This window comes from Streptomyces sulphureus DSM 40104, from assembly GCF_000381025.1.
GTDB lineage: Bacteria > Actinomycetota > Actinomycetes > Streptomycetales > Streptomycetaceae > Streptomyces > Streptomyces sulphureus.
The window spans coordinates 51,869-74,673 of the sequence record NZ_KB905813.1; the positions used below are offsets into that span (position 1 = coordinate 51,869).

General features: G+C 73.5%; 16 protein-coding genes. 11 read left to right on the forward strand and 5 right to left on the reverse strand.

The window, feature by feature from the left end; all coding sequences use genetic code 11:
- The first annotated feature begins 22 nt into the window (after positions 1–22).
- Together F603_RS0100230 and F603_RS0100235 are read left to right on the forward strand one after the other, a co-directional pair.
- A complete protein-coding gene (locus tag F603_RS0100230) occupies positions 23–3,553 on the forward strand; it encodes a DNA polymerase III subunit alpha (protein ID WP_019544019.1) in 3,531 nt (1,176 codons plus the stop codon).
- Entirely contained in the window at positions 3,550–4,635 is a 1,086-nt protein-coding gene (locus F603_RS0100235) for a DNA polymerase Y family protein (RefSeq protein ID WP_019544020.1), read from the forward strand. Before F603_RS0100230 ends, F603_RS0100235 begins: the two co-directional genes overlap by 4 nt.
- Before the next feature lie 19 nt (positions 4,636–4,654).
- Here F603_RS0100235 and F603_RS0100240 read toward each other — a convergent pair whose 3' ends face one another.
- Complete coding sequence (locus F603_RS0100240) at positions 4,655–5,164, reverse strand: GNAT family N-acetyltransferase (protein ID WP_019544021.1); 510 nt, start codon at positions 5,162–5,164, stop codon at positions 4,655–4,657.
- A gap of 577 nt (positions 5,165–5,741) precedes the next feature.
- Positions 5,742–6,779 carry a lytic polysaccharide monooxygenase auxiliary activity family 9 protein gene (locus F603_RS0100245; RefSeq protein WP_019544022.1) on the reverse strand — a complete coding sequence of 346 codons (1,038 nt, stop codon included), beginning with the start codon at positions 6,777–6,779 and terminating at the stop codon, positions 5,742–5,744.
- A gap of 439 nt (positions 6,780–7,218) precedes the next feature.
- Here F603_RS0100245 and F603_RS0100250 point away from each other — a divergent pair, with 439 nt between their 5' ends.
- Complete coding sequence (locus F603_RS0100250; protein ID WP_019544023.1) at positions 7,219–8,529, forward strand: FAD-dependent monooxygenase; 1,311 nt, start codon at positions 7,219–7,221, stop codon at positions 8,527–8,529.
- 547 nt (positions 8,530–9,076) lie between these two features.
- On the opposite strand, the gene F603_RS0100255 is transcribed toward F603_RS0100250, so the two are convergent.
- Positions 9,077–9,631: a DoxX family protein gene (locus F603_RS0100255; RefSeq protein WP_019544024.1), complete on the reverse strand. Its 555-nt coding sequence runs from the start codon at positions 9,629–9,631 to the stop codon at positions 9,077–9,079.
- A 280-nt stretch (positions 9,632–9,911) separates the two neighbouring features.
- Between F603_RS0100255 and F603_RS0100260 the strand changes: the two genes are divergently transcribed.
- The 3 genes from F603_RS0100260 (at position 9,912) to F603_RS0100270 (ending at position 12,981) form a co-directional block, all read left to right on the forward strand.
- On the forward strand, positions 9,912–10,379 hold the full coding sequence (locus F603_RS0100260) for a MarR family winged helix-turn-helix transcriptional regulator (protein WP_026328015.1): 468 nt from the start codon (positions 9,912–9,914) through the stop codon (positions 10,377–10,379).
- Positions 10,380–10,648: 269 nt separating this feature from the next.
- The gene (locus F603_RS0100265) at positions 10,649–11,845 is read left to right on the forward strand and encodes a MarP family serine protease (RefSeq protein WP_019544026.1); all 1,197 of its coding nucleotides are present in this window, start codon (positions 10,649–10,651) and stop codon (positions 11,843–11,845) included.
- A gap of 254 nt (positions 11,846–12,099) precedes the next feature.
- Positions 12,100–12,981: a class I SAM-dependent methyltransferase gene (locus tag F603_RS0100270; protein WP_245600649.1), complete on the forward strand. Its 882-nt coding sequence runs from the start codon at positions 12,100–12,102 to the stop codon at positions 12,979–12,981.
- Between the two features lie 57 nt (positions 12,982–13,038).
- Here the strand turns inward: F603_RS0100270 and F603_RS0100275 are convergent, their stop codons facing one another.
- Positions 13,039–13,968, reverse strand: coding sequence for a GNAT family N-acetyltransferase (locus tag F603_RS0100275; protein WP_019544028.1), 930 nt, complete (start codon positions 13,966–13,968; stop codon positions 13,039–13,041).
- Between the two features lie 190 nt (positions 13,969–14,158).
- On the opposite strand from F603_RS0100275, the gene F603_RS0100280 reads away from it, so the two are divergent.
- From F603_RS0100280 to narI, 5 genes are all read left to right on the forward strand, one after another.
- Positions 14,159–14,539, forward strand: a complete 381-nt coding sequence (locus F603_RS0100280) for a GntR family transcriptional regulator (protein ID WP_019544029.1) — start codon at positions 14,159–14,161, stop codon at positions 14,537–14,539.
- 123 nt (positions 14,540–14,662) lie between these two features.
- Positions 14,663–18,376 (forward strand): nitrate reductase subunit alpha, encoded by a 3,714-nt coding sequence (locus F603_RS0100285; RefSeq protein WP_019544030.1) that lies wholly within the window; start codon positions 14,663–14,665, stop codon positions 18,374–18,376.
- A complete protein-coding gene (gene narH, locus F603_RS0100290) occupies positions 18,376–20,124 on the forward strand; it encodes a nitrate reductase subunit beta (RefSeq protein WP_019544031.1) in 1,749 nt (582 codons plus the stop codon). The genes F603_RS0100285 and narH overlap by 1 nt, the downstream gene beginning before the upstream one ends.
- Complete coding sequence (gene narJ / locus F603_RS0100295) at positions 20,121–20,837, forward strand: nitrate reductase molybdenum cofactor assembly chaperone (protein ID WP_019544032.1); 717 nt, start codon at positions 20,121–20,123, stop codon at positions 20,835–20,837. The genes narH and narJ overlap by 4 nt, the downstream gene beginning before the upstream one ends.
- Positions 20,834–21,550, forward strand: coding sequence for a respiratory nitrate reductase subunit gamma (gene narI / locus F603_RS0100300; RefSeq protein WP_019544033.1), 717 nt, complete (start codon positions 20,834–20,836; stop codon positions 21,548–21,550). Before narJ ends, narI begins: the two co-directional genes overlap by 4 nt.
- 8 nt (positions 21,551–21,558) lie before the next feature.
- Here narI and F603_RS0100305 read toward each other — a convergent pair whose 3' ends face one another.
- Positions 21,559–22,782, reverse strand: a complete 1,224-nt coding sequence (locus F603_RS0100305) for a DUF5925 domain-containing protein (RefSeq protein WP_019544034.1) — start codon at positions 22,780–22,782, stop codon at positions 21,559–21,561.
- Between the last annotated feature and the right edge of the window lie 23 nt (positions 22,783–22,805).

A 22,805-nucleotide genomic window follows, 5' to 3' on the forward strand; every position in this document is an offset into this window, starting at 1 on the left:
TGCGAGTGCGAAGGAGGCGCCGATGTCAGGGACGTACGGATTCACGCACCTCCACGTCGCCTCCGGTTTCTCGCTGCGGTACGGCGCTTCGCACCCGGAGACGCTCGCGGAGCGCGCGGCCGAGCGCGGCATGGGGGCGGTGGCGCTCACCGACAGGGACACCCTCGGCGGGGCCGTCCGGTTCGCCAAGGCGAGTGCGCGGGCCGGGGTGCGTCCCGTCTACGGCGTCGAACTCGCCGTCGGTGCACCGCCGGAGGGGGAGCGGCGGCCGGCGGGGCGCCGGCGCGCGCCGGTGCGCGGTGGGGCGTTCGTCGACGAGTCGGCGCCGCGGGTCGTCTTCCTCGCACGGGACGGGGCGAGGGGTTGGGCCGAGCTGTGCAGGCTGGTCACGGCGGCGCACGCAGCGGAGGCGGAGCGGCCGCTGCTTCCGTGGGACGAGGCGGCGGGCGACGCCGGCTCCGTGACGGTGCTGCTCGGCGCCGACTCCCCGGTGGGCAGGGCGCTCGCGGCCGGGCGCCCCGACCGGGCGGCGCGGGTGCTGGGGGAGTGGCGCGAGGTCTTCGGCGGCTCGCTGCGCCTGGAGGTGGACGGCGCCGGGCCGCTGCGCGAGGCGGCACGGATGCTGCGGCTCGCCGCCGACGAGGGCGTTCCGCCCCTCCTCGCCAACCCCGTGCGGTACGCCGACCCCGACCAGGGCCCGGTCGCCGACGTGCTCGACTCCGCACGCCGGCTCGTACCGATCGACGAGCGCCGGGGCGTGGACGCGGGGGAGCGGTGGCTCAAGGGCCCCGAGGAGATGGCGCGCACCGCCGAGCGGATCGCCGAGGCGGCGGGGCTCGGGCCGCGCACCGCGCAACGGCTGCTGGAGCTGACGGAGCGGACGGCGGACGAGTGCCGCGTCGACCCGGAGGAGGACCTGGGGATCGGCCGGGTCTTCTTCCCCGAGCCCCGGCTGGTCGGCGCCGGCGGGCGGGAGGCGGTGCACGTGCTGCGCTCACGGTGCGCGGGCGCCATGCTCGCGCGGGGGTACGCGGGGGACGCGGTGCGCCGGCGGCGGCTGCGGGACGAGCTGGGGGTGATCGAACACCTCGGGTACTCCTCGTACTTCCTCACGGTGGCGCAAGTGGTGCGGGACGTACGGGAGATGGGCGTCCGGGTCGCGGCGCGCGGGTCGGGCGCCGGGTCGTTCGTCAACCACCTGCTGGGGATCGCGCACGCGGACCCCGTCGAGCACGGGCTGCTGATGGAGCGGTTCCTCTCGCCGCGGAGGGCGGCGCTGCCGGACATCGACATCGACGTGGAGTCGGCGCGGCGCCTGGAGGTGTACCGCGCGATCTTCGAGCGGTTCGGGCCGGAGCGGGTCGCGACCGTGGCGATGCCGGAGACCTACCGGGTGCGGCACGCGATCCGGGACGTCGGCGCCGCGCTCGGCATGGACCCGGCCGAAGTGGACCGGCTCGCCAAGGCGTTCCCGCACATCAGGGCACGGGACGCGCGGGCGGCGCTGGCCGAGCTGCCGGAGCTGGAGGGCGTGCGCAGGGAGGCGTTCGACCAACGGTTCTGGGAGCTGGTCGAGGCGCTCGACGGGCTGCCGCGCGGTATGGCGATGCACCCGTGCGGCGTGCTCCTCTCGGACGCCTCGCTCCGTGCGCGTACACCGACGGTGCCGACGAGCGGGGAGGGGTTCGCGATGTCCCAGTTCGACAAGGACGACGTGGAGGAGCTCGGGCTGCTCAAGCTGGACGTGCTCGGCGTGCGGCTCCAGTCGGCGATGGCGCACGCGGTGGCCGAGGTCGGACGGGCGAGCGGGGAGGAGGTCGACCTCGACGCGGTGCCCGAGGGGGACCCCGCCACGTACCGACTGGTGCGCTCCGCCGAGACGTTGGGCTGCTTCCAGATCGAGTCGCCCGGGCAGCGGGACCTGATCGGGAGGTTGCAGCCGGAGACCTTCCACGACCTGGTGGTGGACATCTCGCTCTTCCGCCCGGGCCCCGTCGCCGCCGACATGGTGCACCCGTTCATCGAGACCAGGCGCGGACGCAAGGCGCCGCGCTTCCCGCACCCGGACCTGGAGCCGGCGCTGCGCGAGACGTACGGGGTGGTGGTCTTCCACGAGCAGTTGATCCTGATCATCGCGACGATGACGGGGTGCGATCGGGCACTCGCCGACGAGGCGCGGCGTGCGCTCTCCGACGAGGAGCGGCGGCCGCGGGTGCGCGAGTGGTTCACCGCCGCCGCCGAGGAGCGCGGGTACGGGGCCGAAGTGACCGCGCGTACCTGGGAGACCGTGGCGGCCTTCGGCTCGTACGGGTTCTGCAAGGCGCACGCGGTGGCGTTCGCGGTGCCGACGTATCAGTCGGCGTGGCTGAAGGCGCACCATCCTGCGGCGTTCTACGCCGGGTTGTTGGAGCACGACCCCGGTATGTACCCGAAGCGGCTGCTGCTCGCGGATGCGCGGCGGCGGGGGGTGCCGGTGCTGCCGCTGGAGGTGAACCGGTCGTCGACCGCCTATCGTATCGAACTGGTGTCCGGGGACGAGGAGTCCAAGAGCGGTACAAAGAGGAGCACTTGGGGTGTACGACTGGCGCTCGGCGAGGTCCAGGGGATCAGCGAGGCCGACGCCGAGCGGATCGAGGCAGGGCAGCCGTACACCTCGCTCGCCGACTTCTGGCAGCGGGCCCGGCCCCCGCTGCCGATCGCCGAACGGCTCGCGCAGGTCGGCGCGTTGGACGCGTTCGCGCCCGAGGGGAACCGCCGCGACCTGCTCCTCCACCTCACCGAGCTGCACCGCGCCCAGCGCGGCGCCGGTGCGCGCGCCGGCCAACTGGCGCTCGGCGCCGAGGAGCCGGAGTCCGGGGCGCCGGCACCCGGCGTCCTGGAGTCGGCGCCCGCGCACCTGCCCGACCTCGACAGGGACGAGCGGCTCGGCGCCGAGATCGGCGTCCTCGGCATGGACGCGTCGCGCCACCTGATGGACGACCACCTCGCGTTCCTGCGGGAGTTGGGCGCCCACTCGGCGCGCACCCTGGGAAGCGCGCGCAACGGCGAGACCGTCCTGGTGGCCGGCGCCAAGGCGGCGACGCAGACACCGCCGATCGCCTCGGGCCGCCGGGTCATCTTCACCACCCTCGACGACGGCACCGGGCTCGTCGACTGCGCGTTCTTCGACGCGCCGCCCGGCGGCGAGGGCCGGAACGCCCAGGGACCTTCCGGGTTGGAGGTGAGCGCGCACACCGTCTTCCACTCCTGGCTGCTGCTGGTGCGCGGGGTGGTGCAGCGGCGCGGGCCGCGCAGCTTCAGCGTCGTCGGAGCCGCCGCCTGGAACCTCGCGGAACTCGTCGAACTCCGGCGTACGCGGGGGCTGGAAGCGGTCACCGCGCGCCTCGCGGAGACGCCGGGCGAGGGGCGCGGCGCGGCGCCGCAGCGGACCATCGAGCTCAACCACGGGTTCCGCCTCAACGCGTGGGCCGACCTCCAGCCGGCGGGCGAGGCGGCCGACTCCTCCAAGGCGCTGCGGAAGATGTGGCATGCGAGCCCGGGGAGCGCGGGATGAGCGGGCGCGAAGGCGTGGTCTGGTACGTACGCTTCGACCTCCCGGACGGTCCGGCGGCGGCGCGCTACCCCGAACTGCTCGCGCTGCTCGCCGACGTCACGCCCGTCGTCCAGGCGCTGCCGCCGGACGCCGCGCTCGCCGACGTACGCGGAGCGCTGCGGTACTTCGGACGCGGCCTCGGGCGGGGCGCGCCCGCAGAGCCGCTCGGCGCCGCCGCGGAGTTGGCCCGTCTGGTACGGCTGCGCGCGCAGGCGCGGTACGGCGTGTGGTGCACCGTGGGGGTGGCCGTCAACCCGCAGTTGGCGCGGATGGCGGCCGACGCCTGCGGTGCGGAGGCGGCAGGGGTGCGGCTGGTGCGGCCCGAGGAGACCGCGGCGTTCCTCGCGGAGAGACCGGTCACCGCGCTCCACGGGGTGGGGCCCGCGACGGCGCGCACGCTCCGCTCGTACGGGCTCGACACCGTCGGCCGGCTCGCCGCAGCGCCGCCGGCGACGCTCCAGCGCATACTCGGTGCCGCGAGCGCGCACCGCCTGCGCGAGCGGGCGCGCGGTGTCGACCCCACGCCGGTCGCCGCGCTGCCGCCGGGCGCCGAGGCGCCGGAGATCCCCGGCGCCGGGGTGCCGGGGTCCTCGTCGGCGCGGTCGGTCGGCTGCGAGCACCGCTTCGAGCGGTACGAGCTCGACGCCGGGGTGCGAAGGCGTGCGCTCCTCACCCTCGCCGACGAGTTGGGGTTCCGGATGCGCGGGGAGCAGCAGGTCGCCAGGGCGCTGACGCTCACCGTCGGGTACGCCGACCGCACGACGACGGTGCGCACCCGCAGGTTCCCCGAACCGACTGCGCACACACCGGCGTTGGTGCGGACCGCGTACGCGCTCCACGACGCGCTCGGCCTCCAGCGCGCCAAGGTGCGCTCGGTGGTGCTGCGGGCCGAGGAGCTCACCGGCGCCGAGAACGCGGTGCGGCAACTCTCCTTCGACCCCGGGGCGGAGAAGGCACGCAGGGCCGAGGCCGCGGCGGACCTGGCCCGGACGCGGTTCGGGCGGGCGGCCGCGTATCCGGCGGGGCTGCTCGACGCGGCGTAGGGGCGTGCCCTTCGTCGGGTCAGACGCCGAAGGCCGCCGGGTACCGGATCGTCCCGGACGGGGCGGGGCGCTGCGGGTCGAGGGTGAGCGCCATCATCGCCTCGTCGGGCGCCTCGAAGGGGGCGCGGATACCGAAGCGCGACGCGGGAGTGAAGCCGAAGCGCGGGTAGTAGCCGGCGTGGCCCAGGACGACCACGGTGTTCTCGCCCAGGGCGCGGGCGGCCTCCAACGTGGCCCTGATGGCTGCCGAGCCCGCGCCCGTGCCCTGGTGCTCGGGGCGCACCGCGCACGGAGCCAGGGCGAGCGCGGGACGGTCGTCGATGCGGCACCGGGTGAGCAGTGCGTGGCCGACGACGCTGCCGTCCTCGGCCACCGCCACCTGGGAGAGCCCGTCGATCCACGCGTCCGGGTCGGCGCGGAGCTTTTCGACGAGGTCGGCCTCCTCCGTGGTGGGGAAGGCGGCGAGTTCGACCTCCCTGACGGCCGGGCGGTCGGCGGGCGTCTCGGCGCGTGCGGTCCAGTCGGGCATGCGGTTCCGTTCTCGTGGGTTTCGCGGCTACGGGCTTACGGCGCCGTGCGGGGCGGTCTCCTCGCGCGGTGCGGTGTCGGCCTTGTGCGTCCTTCGGCCGACGCGCGGACCGAGGCGGGCGGTTCGGAGCCGCCGAGGGCGAGTGGCGCCGGAACGCAGGGGGAACTGCCCGTCAGAGTACGGGAATCGGCGGGTTTCCCGTCGAGTCCGTCCGGGTGGAGCCGGTGTGTGGCGGGCACCAGGAGGGACGGCGGGCGAGTGGGGCTTGGAGACCCTTGAGCCCGGTCCCCGGCTGACCGCACCGCTGTTGCGGACGTGGTGCCGGCTTCGACAGGCCGGAGCCTGGACGTGGGGACGGTCGGGGCGTTGCGGACGTCAGCGGCACTCATCGGCTCACCCCCTGTACGCCTCGCGGGCACGCGCCGGGGGTGGTAACACGGCACGTCCCTGCGTACGTCCCGACTGCCGCGCGCCCCACGGCGACCGCATCGCCGGGACGCGGCGGCGCCGCCGCCCCCGAGGTGAAGGGAGGGCGACGGCGCCGGTCCGGGGGCGTCCACCGCGGGGGTGGCTGCCGTCAGCCGCGGTGGCGGCCGAGTGCCTTGCGGCGGACGGTGGCGAGGACGACCGCGGCTCCGGCGACGAGGACGGCGGCGCCGCCCGCCGCTACGAGCGCGGTGTCGTTCTCGCCGCCCGTCTCGGCGAGTCGGGCGTCCTCGGTGCCGCCCTGCGGTGCTGCGCCGTGTCCTGCGTGTCCTGCGGCTTCGCTGTGTGCCTTGCCGCCGTGCCCGTCGTGGTCGACGGTGGACTGCTCGGTGCCCTCGGCGATCTGCTCGTCCGTCGGCGCCTGCGCCTCGCTCCGCGAACCGCCCTCGCTGCCGGACGACTTGGCCGATGCCGACCCTGAACTGCCGCCGCCGAAGGTGACGTCCGAGCAGCTGTAGAACGCCTCGGGGCTGTCGGAGCGCTGCCAGACGGCGTACACGAGGTGGCGTCCGGTGCGCTCGGGGACGTCGCCCTCGAGGGTGTAGGAGCCGTCGGAGAGCGCCGGGTCGGTCGCCTCGGCGAACGGCTCCGACTCCAGGTCCGACCACTTCAGCGGCTTGGAGGCGTCGTAGCCGTCCTTGGTGAGGTAGAGCTCGAAGGTGCCCTTGTGCGGTGCCGTCGCCTGGAACTTGAAGGTGTGGGCGCCGCTGGTGAGCTTGCTCGACGGCCAGTCGGTGCGCGGCAGGTCGAGGCCCTGGTACTTCTCGCGGCCGGCGCTGCACAGCTTCCCGTCGGGGATGATGTCGCGGTGCTTGCCCGCGGCGTCGGGGATGTTGACCTCATTCCAGTCGTAGAACGCCTGGGCCCCGCTCGCCTCGACGGCCGCCTTGCACGCGGCGGACCGCGGACTCTCGGGGCCCTCGGCGAAGCAGGCGGAGACGCGGCTGACGGGGTCCTCCATCGAGCCGTGCGCCGAGGCCGACTCGGCGCTCGCGACGGTCAGCAGCACCGGTGCGACGCCGAGCACGGTGATGTATCCCGCCGTGCGGCGGGCCTTCCGGGAGAGCAGCGCGGACAAGGGGGACTCCTCGCGTTCGGGGACGGTGCGGACGGGCTCGGTCCGCGCCATGCGGGAGGCGCGGACCGAGCCCGGCCTGCGGCACGTTAGCGGCTCCGACCGGCTGCATCGGGGCTGAGAGGCGCACATCAGGAGGGTTTAAAGAGCGCTTAAGCGATGGCTGATCAGGGGTTAATTCCCAAGGGTCGGAGCGTTGGCGGCGCGGGCGGCCCGATGGTGTGCTCGCTCGGGTGCCGGGGGAGCTGCCAACCGGCGTGAGAGGGCGGCGGTGGTGCCGTGCACGGTCCGCGGGGCCGGACGTCGGTCTCGTGCGGTTGCTGTCCGGTCGGGGGTCGGGGAGCCGGCCTTCTCTTCGGAAACAGAACGACGCCGAATCAAGGGCGTCGGCGACCCGCGTATCGCTGACACGGTGGGCGTGCGGCGGCAGACTGGGCTCGGCGGTGCCCGCGGGCGCCAGCGGGGCGCCCGGCCGTACGGGGGAGGTCGGCTGATGCCGGAGAAGGTGCGCGTGCTGGTGGTCGGGGCGGGGATCGGCGGGCTGAGCACGGCGCTGAGCCTGCGGGCCGCGGGGCTCGGCGAGGGGGTCGCGGTCGTGGACGCCTCGCGGCGCCTGTTGCCCGTGGGGGCCGGGATCAACCTCCAACCGCACGCTGTCAGGGAGCTCGAAGAGCTCGGTGTCGGCGCGGACTTGGCCGAGGTGTCGGCCGAGCCCCGCCGGGCGGTCTTCGCCGACCGGCACGGCAACCCGGTGGTCGAGCACCCCCGGGGGCGCCTCGCCGGCTACCGCTGGCCGCAACTCTCCGTCCACCGCGGCGAGTTGCAACGCGTCCTCCTGGAGGCGTTACGCAGCCGGCCGGGCGCGGAGGTGCGGACGGGCCTGCAACTCGTCGACTTCACAGAGCGGGAAGACCGCGTCGTCGCCCTGCTCCGCGACCGCGACCGGCCGGGCGGCCCGCTGCACACGGTCGAGGCGGAGGCGCTCGTCGGCGCGGACGGGGTCTTCTCCGCCGTCCGCGGAGTGCTGCACCCGGGGGAGGGTGCGCCGCTGTGGAACGGCATCCGGATGTGGCGCGGGGTCGCCGAGGCGCCGCTGCCGCTCGACGGGCGCACGATGCTGGTCGCCGGGAGCTACCGCCCCGCGCGCCTCGTCGTCTACCCGCTCGGCGGCAAGGCGCGGGAGGGTGCAGGCGTCGTCAACTGGGTTGCGGAGGCGCGCGTCTCGTCCCCTCCGGGCGGTCGCGAACCCCTCCCGCTGCGGGCCGGCGAGGCCGACTGGAACGCGGAGGGAAGGCTTGCGGAGGTCCTCGCCCACTTCGCCGACTGGCGCATCGAGGGCCTCGACATACCCGGGCTGCTGCGATCGGCGCCGCGCATCCTGGAGTACCCCATGGTCGACCGGGACCCGCTCCCGTACTGGGGCCGGGGCAGGGTGACGCTCCTCGGCGACGCCGCGCACCCGATGTACCCGGTGGGCTCGAACGGCGGCTCGCTGGCGGTGCTCGACGCGCGCGTGCTCGCCTGGGCGCTCGCCGAGCACCGGGGTGAGGGAACCGCCGCCGGGCTGCGCCGGTACGAGGCGATACGGCGCGGACCCGCCGAGCAAGTCGCGGCGGCCTGCCGCGAGATGCCCGTCGACCGCACCCTCGACACCGTGGCCGAGCGCGCCCCGGGGGGCTTCGCCCGCATCGAGGACGTCCTCACGCGGGACGAACTCCGCACTCTGCGGAGCGGTGCGCGCCGTACCACCGACATGGACGTCGAGGAACTCAACTCCCGCCCCTCATGGGGAGTCGGGCCCTGACGCGGGAGGTCGGGCCGTCCGTGGTCGGGTGCTCCCGGGGTCAACGCCTCGTGCACTCGCCGGAGTTCGCGGCGAATGCTGGGCCGGCTGCGGGGGCCCGTGGTGAATACCCCGCGCGTACGCCGGAGTTCGAGCCTGCCTCTCCATCCGCCGCGGGGCGCCGGCGGTGGATGCCTCGCGCACTTGTCGGAGTGTGGGACCGTTCTCTGCTTCGGCCGTGAGGTACTCGCGGTGAAAGGCTCGCGCACCACCGGAGTTCGAGCCGTGACTTCTCCTACCGTGAGCGCTCGCGGTGAACGCCTCGCGCACCCGTCGGAGTGCGCGGACCGCCTTTGCTCCGGCCGCGGGAGCGCTCGCGGTCGCATGTATGCCGAAGTTCGCGCCCTGCTGCGGGGCGCCGGCGGTGAAACCCTCACCGGAGCGCGCAACCGCCTCCGCTGCGGCCGTGCGGGCGCCGCGCTGACGGAGCCCTGCGCGCAGGAAGCAACCGACCCCCGCGCGTGTACGGCCGCCCAAGCCCGACGCCCGTACACGCCCGGGGGAGTTGCTACGTCCGGAGGAGCAGCACCACGCCCGCGGTCGCGGCGCCGAGCACGACGGCGGCCGCGCCGTACGCGAGGCGGTGGTCGCGGAGTCCGGGGAGGAGGCGGTCGACCGCGTACCTGCCGGGCCCCGCGAGGGTGATCGCGGCCGCGCCGGCGAGCATGAGCAGCGGGTACTCCACGCCCTCGGGGGCGAAGAACCCGCTTCCCCAGTCGACGGCGAGGGCGTTGAGCATCGTGCCGAGGGCGGCGGCGCCGGCGAGCGGCGTGAGGAGCCCGAGGGCGAGGCCGAGACCGCCGAGCGTCTCGGTGAGCCCGGCGACGAGGGCCATCGTCCGCGCCGCCGGGTAGCCGACGGAGTCGAAGAAGGCGGCGGTGCCGTCGATGCCGTTGCCGCCGAACCAGCCGAAGAGCTTCTGCGTGCCGTGCGAGGCGAGCGTCAGGCCGAGGACGAGCCGGAGCAGCAGGAGTCCTGCCGACGGTGCGTGGGAGGTGCGGGGTGGGGGTGTTTCCTGAGGAGCCGCGTGTGCGGTGGGGATTGCGGTGTGGGGGGAGGCCATCTCCAACTCCCTGCTGTGTCTGCCGTATCGGGGGGCCGCGCGACGCTGCGCGGTGCTCGGTACGCGCCCGCCGACGAAGCAGGTGCGGGCGTCGGACGGCGGTGTCCGGCCTGCCGGGCGTCAGCGGGGGCCCGCCCCGCGTACCCGGAGCGCGGTGCGGACCGTCCGCCGTCGGCGGTACACGCCGGCCTGTTGCGGAGTTGTTCGAAGTCGAACGACCGGCGGATGCGGTCACGGTAGTAGATGGTTCGAAATTGAACAAGCTTGTAGAATGCGGCACATGGACGCTCCCAGGTGGCTCGACGACCGCGAAATGGCGGCTTGGCAAGGGTTCCTGGAGGCGAGCAACCGTGTCGCACGCCACCTCGAGGCCCAGCTCAGGGACGAGGCCGGCCTCTCCCACCCGCAGTACGAGATACTCGTCCGCCTCGCCGAAGCTCCCGACCGCTCGCTGCGCATGACGGAACTCGCCGACGGCCTGCTCACCTCGAAGAGCGGCCTCACCTACCAGGTCGACCGCCTGGAGAAGCGCGGCCTCGTCGCCCGCCGCTCCTGCCCGACCGACGTCCGCGGCGTCCTCGCCGTCCTCACCGACGAGGGCCTGTACGCCCTGCGCGACGCGGCCCCCGGACACGTCGCCGCCGTGCGCGAGGTGCTCATCGACGTCCTGGAGGACGACGAAATCGCCGTCCTCGCCGGCGCCTTCGACCGTGTCGGCCGCCGTCTGCGGGCGCACGACGGCGCCTGACCTGCGAGCGGGAGGTGTGGCATGCACCTCCCGGTGGAACCGTTCGCGGCTTACGTGCGTTTTCTTTCGTGGGCCACGGCTGATTCGGAACGCCCCGGCCCACTCCGCGCCGCGAGCGGCGCGGCACCCGACCGACCGCAACCGACCCCCGTGAACGAGCCCTTGACCCCCACCCGCCGAAACCCCGCACCCGCCGCCCGGAAGGAACCGGGCACAGAACCGTATCGCCCGTACCACCGCCGCACGGTCGGCGCCGAGGGGGAGGCCGCGTGAACCTGCTCGACCTGCTGTTGCTGCTCGCCGCGCTCGGCGCCGCCGTCTCGGGGTACCGACGCGGCCTCGTCGCCGGGGTGATCTCCCTCGCCGGGTTCATCGGCGGCGCCGCGCTCGGCATCTGGCTGCTGCCGTACGTCCTGGAGTACGTGGAGGAAGGCAGCGTCGCGACGATCGTCGTCGCGCTGCTGACGGTACTGGTCCCGGCGAGCATCGGGCAGGCGCTCACCGGACGGCTCGCCTGGCGGCTGCGGTCCTCGCTCACCTGGACGCCGGTCCGCTGGGTCGACGGTGCGGGCGGCGCCGTGGCCAACGCGCTCGCGGTGCTCGTCGTCGCGTGGATGGCGGCCGGAGTGGTCGCGGCCTCGCCCTCGCCCCAACTCAACCAGGCGATCCGGGGCTCCGCGGTGCTCGGCACCGTCCAGGAGCGGATGCCGGACCAGGCGTCCACCTGGTTCAACCGCGCCAGCAGCGCCCTGACGACGGCCGGATTCCCGCGCGTCTTCAACCCGTTCGAGCACGAGCCGGGCGCGGAGGTCCCCGAGCCCTCGGGCGACGCCGTCACCGCACAGGCGGTCTCGGCGGCGAAGCGGAGCACCGTCAAGGTCGAGGGCGTCTCGGAGACCGACGGCGGCAGGCGCGGCCAGGAGGGCAGCGGGTTCGTCTACACGCAGGGGCGGGTGATGACCAACGCGCACGTCGTCGCGGGCGTCGACCGGCCGACGGTGCGGGTCGGCGGCGTCGGCCCGCGGTACGAGGCGAGCGTCGTCGTCTTCGACCCGAAGACGGACGTCGCCGTGCTGCGGGTGCCCGAACTGAAGGCCCCCACGCTCTCGTTCGCCGGCTCCGCCTCCCGCGGCGACCAGAGCGTGGTCGCCGGGTATCCGGAGAACGGCGGCCTCGACCTGCGAGCCGCGGCCGTCTCCGAACGGGTCCCCGCGCGCGGCCAGGACATCTACGGCAGCGACCTCACGACGAGGGACATCTACACCGTCCGCTCCCTCGTCCGCCCGGGGAACTCCGGTGGCCCGCTGCTCACCACCAAGGGCGAGGTCTACGGCGTCGTCTTCGCCCGGTCCACGAGCGAGTCCGACACCGGCTACGTCCTCACCGCCGACCAGGTGCGCAGCGCCGCCGAGCGAGGCGCGCGCGCCGAGCAACCCGTGGACACGGGGGATCGCTCGGCGTTGTGAGGGGCGTCCTTCTGCTCGCCGGATGCCGCGTGCATCGCCGCGGCCCAGTGCGGCCGATGCCCCGGTCGACCGCCGCCGCTTGCGGGGCGTCCGACGGCGGCAGTCGACCGCGCAGGTCAGGTCACGGCGTGGCTGCTCGCGGTGCCGAACGAGGCTCAACGGGCGGTCTCCGGTATCGAGTTGCAACTGCGGTGGTATCGACAAAAATTCATCAATGTGCTATGATCCGCCACTTGTCTTTTACGGTGTGCCGTATGACAGTACAAAGGCCCAACAGCACTGCCCTGATGACCGCTGCCGCGCGTGCCGCACATCTCGTCGTCGACCGTCCACCACTCATCTTCGACGACACGCTCGCCGCATCCCTGCTGGGCGCCCAGGCCGACGAACTGCTGGGCTACCACCGCGTGCACGGAGAGCACCTCGTGCTGGCCACCGCCCGAGCCCAGGCGACCTGCCGCAGCCGTTACACCGAAGAGCGCGTCGACAGCGCCGTCCGTTCCGGCGTACGCCAGTACGTCCTTCTCGGCGCCGGCCTCGACACCTTCGCCTACCGCTCCGAACTCGCCGACCGCGTCCACGTCTTCGAGGTCGACCACCCCGTGCTCCAGCAGGAGAAGAGAGACCGGCTGGCTGCCGCGGAGATCCAGGTCCCCGGGAACGTCACGTACGTACCGCTCGACTTCGAGCACGAGGAGCTGGCAAGCAGCCTCTCCGCTCGCGGATTCGACCCCCTTCAGCCTGCGGTCGTCGCCTGGTTGGGCGTGAGCATGTACCTCACCGCCGAGGCCGTCGCCAACACCCTCGGCGCGATAGGGAGTTTTGCACCGGGCACGCAGGTCGTCATGGACTACGTACTCCCCGAAAGCCTCCGCGATGCCCCGGCGCAGCAATACGTCGACGCCGTAACGGCGTTCGCCGCTGAACGCAGCGAGCCGTGGCACACGTTCCTCACTCCGAACGACTTGGCCACCCTGCTGTCCACCTGCGGCTTGGAACTCGTCGCAGACGTGCGTCAACACGAGATGCTCGACGCCGCTCACTGGGAACGCCAGGACGCACTCGTACCGCTCGACCTCTTCCGCATAGCCCATGCGCGGACAGGCCGCCGCCGGGAGGGCCTCGCCGGCGGTTGATGAGGGCGGCCACTGTGCGTCGGCCAACGGCACGCCCGGGCCGCGCGGGCGAACCCCCTACCCCAGCCGCCGCGTGTGCCGCCGCTCGGTGCGGCAAGTGCGGTAGCCGAGACGGGCGTTGACGGCGAGCATCGGGGCGTTGCTCGCGTCGTTGCCGGTGTAGAAACGGGTGACGCCCGCTCCGCGGGCGAGGTGGAGGACGTGGAGCTTGGCGAGTCCTGCGAAACCGCGGCCGCGGTGTGCGCGTCGGGTGCCGGTCATCGCGGACCAGCAGCGCTCCCGGCCGTCGGTCTGCGCGACGCTGTACGAGGCGATCTCGCCGTCGGCGACGACGACGGTGCTCAGCTCGGGACGCCAGTCGGGGCGCCGCCAGTTGAGGCCGAGCCACGGTTCGTACGCGAGGTGGCCCGCCTCGATGTCGCCCGGCTCGTCGTCCGCGCACTCCAGGTCGGCCCGCCACAACTCCCGCAGGTCCGAGCCGAACTCGGCGACGGTGCGCACCTCGACGCCGGACGGCAGCCGGTCGGGCAGCGGGGAGAGGGGCGGCGCCGAGGCGAGGTCGAGGCAGAGGAACCGGCCCGTGCGGCCCGGGCTGTAGCCCCGCCGCGCGGCGAAGCCGGCGGCCGGTGCGCTGTCGTCGACCCAGGTGTGGACGAGGGTGACGCCGGTCGCCGCGAGGTGCTCCTCGGCGGCGCCGAGGAGCGCGGAGCCTATGCCGAGGCCGCCGTAGCGCGGGTCGACCGCGACGGTGAGGTGCCCGGCGCCGCCCGTCCCCGGCAGCGTACCGGCGTCGGCCGCGCCCGCTATCCGTGTGCGGCCGCCGTCCTCGGCCTCGGCGACGACGCGGCGCAGCCGCCGCGCGGGCGCCGCGTTCCGCAGCTCCCACCGCAGGCCCTCGGCGGAGTTGACGAGATGAGGGGCGGCGGCGCTGCGCACCGCGACGACCGCGGGGGCGTCGGTGTCGGTGAACTCCCGAATGGTGAACATACGAGCGCACCGTAGACGAGCGGACGACGGCTGTCCGCCCTCTGCCGCTGCCCTCCGTGCCGGCCCGGCGAGCTCCGCACGGCCGCCGCGGCCGCCGGTGCGCCAGGGGAGGAGAATCGTCCCGCGGCCCGGGCCGTCAACACCGCCGGACCGCCGAGAGGGACCAGACCGCCGAAAGACCGGAGCACCCGTGCCGCTGCACCTCGCCATCGACCCCGACTCCGCCACCGCGCCGTACGAGCAGGTGCGCTCCCAACTCGCGTCCCAGGCACGCGAGGGCGAGCTGCCTACCGGGTTCCGGCTGCCGACCGTGCGCGCGCTCGCGCAGGAGCTGGGGCTCGCCGCGAACACGGTGGCGAAGGCGTACCGCACCCTGGAGGCGGACGGCGTCATCGAGACCCGCGGCCGCAACGGCACCTTCGTCGCGGCGGCGGGGGACGCGGCCGAACGCGAGGCGGCGTCGGCCGCGGCGGCCTACGCGCGGCGCGCGCGCCACCTCGGCCTCGGGCACGACGCGGCGCTCGCCGCCGCCGTCGAGGCGCTCCGCGCCGCGTACGCGCGCGAGGGCTGAGCCGGCTCACCCCTTCGGCACCGCTCGGCTAGCCGCCCGTTCCCCGGCCCCGTTTGCTGGTGGACGCGCCGCCAGCGGTGCGGCCGTCCCGACCGGGGCGGGTGGCGAGGCGAAGGAGAGGCCGTGGCAGCCGGTTCCGGGAGTACGAGGGTCGGCCTCGACGGAGCGGCCAGCAGGCTGCTGCTGCGGACGGGGAGGTTCTTCACCCGCGGTGTCGTCTCACCGGACCTGCGCACGGTGGAGAAGCGGGGCGGACGCGAGGGCGACGTCTTCTACCGCGACAGGTGGAGCCACGACAAGGTGGTGCGCTCCACCCACGGCGTCAACTGCACCGGCTCCTGCCGCTGGAAGGTGTACGTCAAGGACGGCATCATCACCTGGGAGACGCAGGAGACCGACTACCCGTCGGTCGGCCCCGACCGCCCCGAGTACGAGCCGCGCGGCTGCCCCAGGGGCGCCGCCTTCTCCTGGTACACGTACTCGCCGACACGGGTGCGGTACCCGTACATCCGGGGCGTCCTGCTGGAGACCTACCGCGAGGCGCGCCGCCGCCTCGGCGACCCCGTCCGCGCCTGGGCCGAGATCCAGGGCGACCCCGAACGCCGGCGCCGCTACCAGCGGGCGCGGGGCAAGGGCGGCCTGGTGCGGGCGACTTGGGAGGAGGCGGTGGAGATCGTCGCCGCCGCCCACGTGCACACGATCCGCGTGCACGGGCCCGACCGGGTCGCGGGCTTCTCGCCGATCCCGGCCATGTCGATGGTCTCGCACGCGGCGGGCTCCCGGTTCATGGCGCTGATCGGTGCGCCGATGCTCTCCTTCTACGACTGGTACGCGGACCTGCCGGTCGCCTCGCCGCAGGTCTTCGGCGACCAGACCGACGTGCCCGAGTCGGGCGACTGGTGGGACGCCGCCTACCTGCTGATGTGGGGCTCGAACGTGCCGGTGACGCGGACCCCCGACGCGCACTGGATGGTCGAGGCCCGCTACCGGGGCCAGAAGGTCGTCGTCGTCTCGCCCGACTACGCGGACAACTCCAAGTTCGCCGACGAGTGGCTCCACCCCCACCCCGGGACGGACGGCGCGCTGGCGCTCGCGATGGGGCACGTCATCCTCCGGGAGTTCTTCGTGGAGCGCCGGACGCCCTTCTTCGAGGAGTACGTACGGCAGTTCACCGACCTTCCCTTCCTCGTCACCCTCACCGAGCGGGACGGCGCCCTGGTCCCCGGAAAGTTCCTGCGCGCCGCCGACCTGGGGGAGCGCGGCGAGGGCGCCGAGTGGAAGACCGCCGTCCTCGACGCGGCGACGGGCAGGCCGAGCGTCCCCCGCGGCTCGCTCGGCTTCCGGTGGACGGAGAGCGGCAAGGGCCGCTGGAACCTCGAACTCGGCGACATCGAACCGCAGTTGACGCTCCACGGCACCGAAGGGGCCGACGGCGTCGAGGTGCTGCTGCCGCGCTTCGACAGCGGCGAAGGCAGCGGCTCCGTCCTGCGGCGCGGCGTGCCGGCCGCCCGGCTCGCCGGCGCGCGGGGCCCGCTCGTCACCACCGTCTTCGACCTGCTCCTCGCGCAGTACGGCGTGGGCAGGGACGGGCTGCCCGGCGAGTGGCCGACGGGGTACGACGACGCGGCCGGCCCCGGCACCCCCGCATGGCAGGAGGCGCACACCTCCGTACCTGCGGAGCGGTGCGTCCGGCTGGCGAGGGAGTTCGCCGAGACCGCGGAGCGCTCGCGCGGCCGGTGCATGATCCTCATGGGCGCGGGGACCAACCACTGGTTCCACTCCGAGACGATCTACCGCACCTTCCTCGCCCTGCTCCAACTCACCGGCTGCCAGGGGCGGAACGGCGGGGGGTGGGCGCATTACGTCGGGCAGGAGAAGATCCGGCCGTTCACCGGCTGGTCGTGCCTCGCCTCGGCCAGCGACTGGACGCGCCCGCCCCGGCAGGGCATCGGCACGGCGTACTGGTTCCTCCACACCGACCAGTGGCGGTACGACGCCTTCCGCGCCGACGTCCTCGCCTCGCCGCTCGGCACGGGCCGGTTCGCCGGCATGACCGTCGCCGACTGCATCGCCTCCGCCGCCCGCAACGGATGGATGCCCTCCTACCCGACCTTCGACCGCAACCCTCTCGACCTCGCAGACGAGGCGGTCGACGCCGCGGGCGAGGAGGGCGCCGCCGGACACGTCGTCGACCAACTGCGCGCCGGCAGTCTCGGGTTCGCCTGCGAGGACCCCGACGCGGAGGCCAACTGGCCGCGGGTGCTGACGGTGTGGCGCTCCAACCTCTTCGGCTCCTCCGCCAAGGGCGCCGAGTACTTCCAGCGCCACCTGCTCGGCACCGACGCCGCGGTCCGGGCCGGCGAGGCACCGCCCGGCAGCCGCCCGGCGCAGGTCACTTGGCGGGACGAGGCGCCCGAAGGCAAGCTCGACCTCCTCCTCTCGCTCGACTTCCGCATGACCTCCTCGACGCTCCTCTCCGACGTGGTGCTCCCCGCGGCGACCTGGTACGAGAAGCACGACCTCTCCAGCACGGACATGCACCCCTTCGTGCACGCCTTCACACCCGCCGTCGACCCGCCCTGGCAGGCGCGCTCCGACTTCGACGCCTTCCACGCCATCGCCCGCAGGTTCAGCGAACTCGCCGCCGAACACCTCGGCGTCCGCAGGGACCTGGTCGCCTCCCCGCTGCAGCACGACACCCCGGGCGAGACCGCGCAGCCAGGCGGTACGGCGCTCGACTGGCGGGCCGGCGAGTGCGAACCCGTGCCCGGCCGCACGATGCCCCAACTCGCCGTCGTCGAGCGCGACTACGCGGCGGTCGCCGAGAAGATGGCCGCGCTCGGCCCGCTCGTCGAGCAGCTCGGGCTCGCCGCCAAGGGGGTCACCTTCCACCCCGACCGGGAGGCGGACGAGCTCGCCGAGCGCAACGGACGGTGCCGCAGCGGGGTCGCCGAGGGCCGCCCGCTGCTCGACACCGCCGTCAAGGCGTGCGACGCGGTGCTCGCACTCTCCGCCACGACCAACGGGCGCCTCGCCGTCGAGGGGTTCCGGGCGCTGAGCGAGCGCGTCGGCCGCGACCTGGTGCCGCTCGCCGAGGGGCAGGCGGACCGCCGGGTGCACTTCGCGGACACGCAGGCCGAGCCCGTCCCGGTGCTCACCTCGCCCGAGTGGTCGGGGAGCGAGTCGGGCGAACGCCGGTACGCGCCGTTCACCGTCAACACCGAGCACCTGAAGCCGTGGCACACGCTCACCGGGCGTCAACACTTCTTCCTCGACCACGACTGGGTGCAGGAGATGGGCGAGTCCCTGCCCTGCTACCGGCCGCCGCTCGACATCCACCGGCTCTACGGCGAACCGCGGCTGGGCGCCCAGGGGCAACGGGAGGTCGCCGTCCGCTATCTGACGCCGCACAACAAGTGGTCGATCCACTCCGAGTACCAGGACAACCTGCTGATGCTGGCGCTCTCCCGCGGCGGGCCCTCGATCTGGCTCTCGCCGCAGGACGCCGAGGCGATCGAGGTGTCCGACAACGACTGGATCGAGGCCGTCAACCGCAACGGCGTCGTCGCCGCGAGGGCCGTCGTTTCGCACCGCATGCCGGCCGGGACCGTCTACATGTACCACGCGCAGGACCGCACCATCGACGTGCCGAAGACGGAGACGACGGGCAGGCGCGGCGGTATCCACAACTCGCTGACGCGGGTGCTCCTCAAGCCGAGCCAGCTCGTCGGCGGCTACGCGCAGCTCTCGTGGGCGTTCAACTACCTCGGGCCCGCCGGGAATCAACGCGACGAGATCACCGTCATCCGCAAGCGGACCGAGGAGGTCGTCTACTGATGGCGCGCAACTCCGCGGCACCGGGGCGCCGGGTCAAGGCGCAGATCGCCATGGTGATGAACCTCGACAAGTGCATCGGCTGCCACACCTGCTCGGTCACCTGCAAGCAGACGTGGACCAACCGCGCCGGCGTCGAGTACGTCTGGTTCAACAACGTGGAGACCCGTCCGGGGCAGGGCTACCCGAGGCGCTGGGAGGACCAGCGAAAGCTGCGCGGCGGCTGGGAGTTGAACAAGCGGGGGCGGCTGAAGCTCACGTCGGGCGGCCGGTTCAAGAAGCTCGCCACCATCTTCGCCAACCCCGTCATGCCGGGCATCAAGGACTACTACGAGCCCTGGACCTACGACTACCGCAACCTCACGAACGCACCGCTGGGCGACGACACCCCCGTCGCGCGCCCTCGTTCGCTCATCTCCGGCAAGCCGATGAAGATCGAGTGGAGCGCCAACTGGGACGACGACCTCGGCGGCGCGCCCCAGTACGGCGAATGCGACCCGGTGGTCGAGAAGTTGCATGCCCAGGAGGCGCGCGCCTCCGTGGAGGAGAAGATCCGCTTCTCCTTCGAGCAGAGCTTCATGTTCTACCTCCCCCGCATCTGCGAGCACTGCCTCAACCCGTCGTGCGTCGCGAGCTGCCCCTCGGGCGCCATGTACAAGCGGAGCGAGGACGGCATCGTCCTCGTCGACCAGGACCGCTGCCGCGGCTGGCGGATGTGCGTCACCGGCTGCCCGTACAAGAAGGTCTACTTCAACCACACGACGGGCAAGGCCGAGAAGTGCACGATGTGCTACCCGCGCATCGAGGTGGGCCTCCCCACCGTCTGCTCCGAGACCTGCGTCGGACGCCTCCGCTACCTCGGCGTCGTCCTCTACGACCAGGACAGGGTGCTGGAAGCGGCGACCACCCCCGACGAGCAGGACCTCTACGAGGCCCAACTCGGCGTCCTCCTCGACCCCGAGGACCCCGAGGTCCGCCGCGACGCCGAGCTCGCCGGCATCCCGTACGACTGGATCGAGGCCGCCCGCAACTCCCCCGTGCACGCGCTGATCAGCCGCTACCGCGTCGCGCTGCCGCTCCACCCGGAGTACCGCACGCTGCCGATGGTCTGGTACGTGCCGCCGCTCTCGCCCGTCGTCGAGGCGCTTTCGGAGACGGGGCACGACGGCGAGGACGCCGGCAACCTCTTCGGCGCCATCGACTCCCTCCGCATCCCCCTCGACTACCTCGCCGAACTCTTCACCGCAGGCGACACCGGGCCCGTCCGCACCGCGCTGGAGCGGCTTGCCGCGATGCGGAGCCACATGCGGCGCATCAACCTCGGCGAGGAGAGCGGGGCCGAGGACGAGGACGCGGCCCGTCGCGTCGGGATGCGGCCGCAGGAGATCGAGGCGTTGTACCGGCTGCTCGCCATCGCCAAGTACGAGGAGCGGTACGTGATTCCGACGGCGGCGCTCGGCGACGCGGACCGGCTGGAGGAGTCGGCGCTGCCCGGCGGGTGCAGCCTCGACGTGGAGGGCGGACCCGGCATGGGCGGCTCGGGACCGTTCGGCGAGGAGTCGGGACCCGTGGCACCCGCCTCGGTCGAGAACTTCCACGCATTGCGCGACCGGCAGACCACCGACGCGCCGGCCGGCCGCCACACGGCCCACCGCGTCAACCTCCTCAACTGGGACGGCAACGGGCGGCCCGAAGGGCTCTTCCCGAAGCGGAAACGCGCCTCCCGGGACTCGGAAGGGGAACGGCGATGAGACTGCGCAGGCGCGGTACCACGGGCCCCGGCGCCGCCGTCGTGCGGCAGGCCGCGGCCGTCTGCCTCGGCTACCCGGGCAAGCGGCTGCGCACCGAACTCCCGCTGCTCAGACGGTCGGCGGCGCACGCGCCGGGGCGCCCGGGCAGACGGCTGCGCGCTTTCCTCGAGTACGCGGCGTCGGCACCGCGGCGCGAACTCGCCGAGCACTACGTCTCCGTCTTCGACCTGCGCAACCGCTCCAGCCTCCACCTCACCTGGTGGACCGACGGCGACACACGGCGTCGCGGCATGTCGCTCGTCCGCTTCAAGGAGGCGTACCGGGCGCACGGCCTGGAGTACGCGGAGGACGGCGAGCTCCCCGACTACCTGCCGGCCGTACTGGAGTTCACCGCACGCACCCGGGACGCGTCCCTCCTCACCGAGCACCGCGCCGCACTGGAGCTGCTGCGGCTCTCCCTCACCGAGCAGCGCACGCCGTACGCGGCGCTCCTCGACGCCGTCTGCGCGACGCTGCCGGGGCGCCGCCCGAAGGACCGGGCCGCGGCACGCGCGCTCGCGCAGCGACCGTCGGAGCCCGAGGCCGTCGGCCTCGACGGCTACGGCGGCGGGGAACGGCGCCGGCTGCCGCTGCTCGCACCGGCGTCCGGACCCGGCGCCGGGCAGCACGGCGACGACCCGCAGCCGACCACCCCTCCAGGAGGCCGCAGTTGAGCACCGTGTGGACCGTACTGCCCTACCTCGCGGCCCTTGCGCTCGTCGGCGGGACCGTCTGGCGCTGGCGCTACGACAAGTTCGGATGGACGACCCGGTCCTCCGAGCTCTACGAGTCCCGGCTGCTGCGGCTCGCCTCGCCGGTCTTCCACTACGGCATCCTCTTCGTCTTCGTCGGCCACATCGTCGGGCTGTTCGTCCCGGACTCCTGGACGTCGGCGCTGGGGATCGGCGAGCACCCGTACCACCTGCTGTCGCTCTACGGTGGCACGGCGGCGGGCGCGCTCACCGTCCTCGGTATCGCCGTGCTGCTCTACCGCCGCCGCACCAACGGGCCCGTCTTCCGGGCCACGACCGCCAACGACAAGGTGATGTACCTGGTCCTCACCGCGGCGATCGTGCTCGGCATGTGGGCGAAGCTGGCCCACTCCTCGGGCAACGGCTACAACTACCGCCTGACGATCGCCCCTTGGCTGCGGAGCCTCTTCACGTTCCAGCCGGACACCGCGCTGATGGCCGGGGTGCCCGTGCTGTACCAGGTGCATGTCGTCGTCGGCCTCGTGCTGCTCGCGCTCGTGCCCTACACCAGGCTCATCCACATCTTCAGCGCGCCGATCCACTACCTCTTCCGGCCGTACATCGTCTACCGCAGCAGGGACGTCGGCCGGCCCGGCACGCGCGACGACCGCAGGGGCTGGGAGCGCGTGCCGTAGCCGCGCGGCTAGAGGTACATCCCGGCGCCCTCGCGCTCCGGCTGGACGGGCAGGCCGGAAGCGGAGCCGCCCTTGCGGAGCGCGAAGAGCTCGGCGAGCGTGGCCCCTTCGCGGCTCACGCCCTCCTCCGTGCCGAGCCACTCGACCGCCTCCTGGCGGCTCAGCGACCCGACCTCGATCCGGGCCAGGCAGCGCCCCGGCCGGACGACGGCGGGGTGGAGCCGCTCCAGGTCCTCGTTGGTGGTGACCCCGACGAGGACGTTCCGGCCCTGCCCGAGCAGCCCGTCGGTGAGGTTGAGGAGCCGCGAGAGGGCCTGCCCCGCCGCGTACTTCGCCTCGCCGCGGATCAGCTCGTCGCAGTCCTCCAGGAGCAGCAGCCGCCAGCGCCTTCCCTCCGACTCCGAGTCGTCGGCGCCGATGGCGATGTCCATCAGGTAGCCGATGTTGTTGAAGAGGTGCTCGGGGTCGAGGACGCAGTCGACCTGGCACCAGTCGCTCCAGGAGCGGGCGAGGGTGCGCAGTGCAGACGTCTTGCCCGTACCCGGCGGGCCGTGGAGCAGGAGGAGGCGGCCCGAGACGTCGTCGGGCGTCACCTTCATCAGGCCGTCCATCGCGGAGGCGACGCGCGCCGTGTAGTTGGGGCGCACCTCGTCCCAGGTGCCCGCGCTGATGGTGCGGGTGGTGCGGCGCGGGCCGCGCATCGGCGAGTGGTACCAGAAGCCCATCGACACCTTGTCCGACTGGGGCTCGGGTTCGTCCTCTGCGCCGTCGACGGCTTCCTCGAGACGCGCGTCGGCGAGTTCGCCGGTGACCGCGGTGACCGTGACGTCGGCTCCCTGGTTCCACCGGGAGATGCGCACGGTCCAGCCGTCCCCCTCGGCGAGGACGTTGCTGGAGTTGTCGTCCGTCGCCTCCCGCACCACTCGTGCGTGCGGGGGCAGCAGCGTGTGGCCCTTCTTGACGCGGTCGACCGAGTGGCTGCGCGAGTAGGGCTGCTCGCCCTGGGTGAAGCGGCCGAGGAAGAGCGCGTCGACGACGTCGGAGGGCGAGTCGCTGTCGTCGAGCTGGAGCCGGGTGGGCAGCGACTCCTCGGGCGGGGTGGGCTGCTGGTGTGCGGTCCGGCCGGGCGCCGTCGTGGCCCCTTGCTGGGCTGCCGGCGTATCGGGTGTGGACTGCGGTACGGAAGCCAGGGGGACGCTCCTGTCGTCGGCGGTTGGCGCGTCGGTACGCATGGCCGCAATGATCCGGCATAGGC